1 protein-coding gene is annotated in these 1,224 nt (G+C 25.7%); it reads right to left on the bottom strand.

The genetic code is table 11. From position 1 onward, the window contains the following. Positions 1–112 precede the first annotated feature (112 nt). Positions 113–1,224, bottom strand: a 1,112-nt coding sequence (locus H2277_RS08955; protein WP_337201959.1) for a hypothetical protein, incomplete at its 5' end; no start/stop codon positions are given.

Here is a 1,224-nt window from a genome sequence, read left to right as displayed (position 1 = left end):
TAATACACCTTGAAAATAAATTTTAGAATGAGTTAAATCAACATTTTTAGCCCTTAAGACTTCACAATCAATCACTTCTTTATCATAAGCAAAAATTGTTTCTTTTACTTTTTCAAGAGGCATGAATTTTCCTTAAATTTTTAGTCATTTTATGATAACTTAAACTCCAGTATTTATCGCTTTTTTCTCCTGCTAAAACATTAAAATAAAATTCATTTCTATCTTTTTGATATTCTTGTGAGATATCGCCATAATCATATTTATGATAAAGCATTCTTGAAATCATTTCATCTTTAGGTATAAAAATAAAAGGATAAAACTTACTCACACTAAAATTATTATATTTTTGACTCAAATTTAAATCTTGTATTGCAATAGCTTCATAATCATTATCTGCTTTTAAAAGTTTAATTTGTCTATCTTTTCTATCGAAATAAATCAATTCAAAATCGCCTTTTATGCTTGTATTAAATTTTTTAGTGATAGATTCCAAACAAAAATCTAATTTATTATATATACTTTTAAGTTGGGAGGCTTTATCATAAAATTTTTTAATACTTTCATAATATCTTTGATTTTCTATATCTTTTTTACAAAAAGTTTGTATTTTCTTTTCTAAATTTTCCTGATTTACATAACATATATAATTATTATCTAGCATAGATCTAGTCCAAGTAATAAAAGCTCTTGCGCCTTTTACACTTTGTAAATTATCATCAATGTTTTGAAATTTCAAAAAGATAGAGTGAAGAGATTTGATCAAGCTAAAGATATCTATCAAATTTCCAGGCACTTTATATTCATCATCAATAAGCTCTATTCCTATATTAGAAAGTTTTTGAATAACCCAAGTAACGCAGTTGTTTTCAAGAAGCTTATAGGTAAATTCTTCATTGATTGGTTCTTTGCTATTAGGTGTAATTTCTTTTGTAGTATTAAAATCATTTTTAATATTTGCAAGTAGGATTTCATATTGTTCTTTAGAAAGTTCTAAAGTGCAACGATTAGAGGGTTTGAAAGCTTGGGGGCTTCTTAGTTTTTTAATAATATAACAATTTTTATCAATATTGCTATCTAATACATATTGGTTATTGTTAAATACTTTGCCAGGAGATCCTATAAGAGATTCTGCAACATTAGCAATTCCAGTTCCAAAACCCCAAAAACCATCATTGAATTCATTAGGTTCTTTAGCTTCATACCATTTTTGATCTATCTTGTCCC

The organism is Campylobacter sp. W0014, from assembly GCF_020135975.1.
Classification (GTDB): domain Bacteria; phylum Campylobacterota; class Campylobacteria; order Campylobacterales; family Campylobacteraceae; genus Campylobacter_D.
The sequence above is the reverse complement of the archived record's forward strand: the minus strand, read 5'-3'. Positions and strand labels throughout refer to the sequence as shown.